We start from the raw sequence: 974 nt of genomic DNA on the forward strand, positions 1-974 counted from the left end.
CATCACGGCCTGCGCCCTTATGCTGGGCCTGGGCCTGGCAGCCGGCAAGGTTTCGGCCGCCGAAGACACCACGCCGGTCATTACCCTGGGGACTTCCCTGACCGACAGCCAGAGACAGGGAACCTTGAAGGTCTTAAAGGCTGCCCTCAGCGACAGCAGCAGCTACAACACCCTGACGGTGACCGGCAGCGACCTGGTGACCTACCTGAACCCGTCCGGGAGCACTTTTACCAGCTCTTCTGGTGTCTGGTCCAGCGCGGCCATTGAGAAAACCAGTTCCGGCAGCGGGATCAACGTCCGCATCCTCAACTATGACGGGCAAAACAACATCACCACCATTACCGCCAACCAGTACCGGAACGCCGCCGTCACGGCCGGGATCACCGACGCCAACATCTACGTCACTTCCGCCACGCCGATCGACGGTTCCGGCGCCCTGGCCGGGATCTACAAGGCCTACGCCAAGAGCGGCGAGCAGCTGAACCAAAAGCAGATCACGGCCGCTCAAGACGAACTGAACACCTTGAGCGACATCACCAAGGAAAACAAGGGCAAGGACGGCTACTCCGACGCCCAGCTGAACAATGCCGTGGCCGGAGCCAAGAAGGAAATGGCTGAAAAAGGCTCCAGCATCACCAAGAGCGAGATTGTCACGATCGTCAACAACGAAATCAAGAACAACAATCTGACCAACGTGATCACCAGCTCGCAAAAGCAGCAGATCGTCAACATCCTGGTCGAAATCCGGGATTCCGGCGCCCTCAGCTCCTCATCCTTCAAGCAGCAGGCCAGCAAGGCCATGAGCGCCATCCAGTCCAGCGCCAAGGGGATCTTTGCCAAGCTGAACACCAGCGCCAACCGCAATGCCCTGCAAAAGCTCTGGGACGCCATCGTCAACTTCTTTACCAACCTGTTTGCCAGCTTCAGCAAGTAATGCTCCCGAAGCGGCACAAAAGCCCGCGCCAATTGGCGCG

General features: G+C 59.0%; 1 protein-coding gene. It reads left to right on the forward strand.

The window, feature by feature from the left end; all coding sequences use genetic code 11:
- Positions 1-19 precede the first annotated feature (19 nt).
- On the forward strand, positions 20-934 hold the full coding sequence (locus tag lacNas_RS11060) for a DUF1002 domain-containing protein (protein WP_201346866.1): 915 nt from the start codon (positions 20-22) through the stop codon (positions 932-934).
- Positions 935-974: the final 40 nt, after the last annotated feature.

Source organism: Lactobacillus nasalidis, from assembly GCF_016587775.1.
Lineage (GTDB): Bacteria > Bacillota > Bacilli > Lactobacillales > Lactobacillaceae > Lactobacillus > Lactobacillus nasalidis.

Coding starts and splice junctions, on each gene's coding strand:
- lacNas_RS11060 (WP_201346866.1), top strand. CDS start 20: ATGCTGGGCCTGGGCCTGGCAGCCGGCAAGGTTTCGGCCGCCGAAGAC.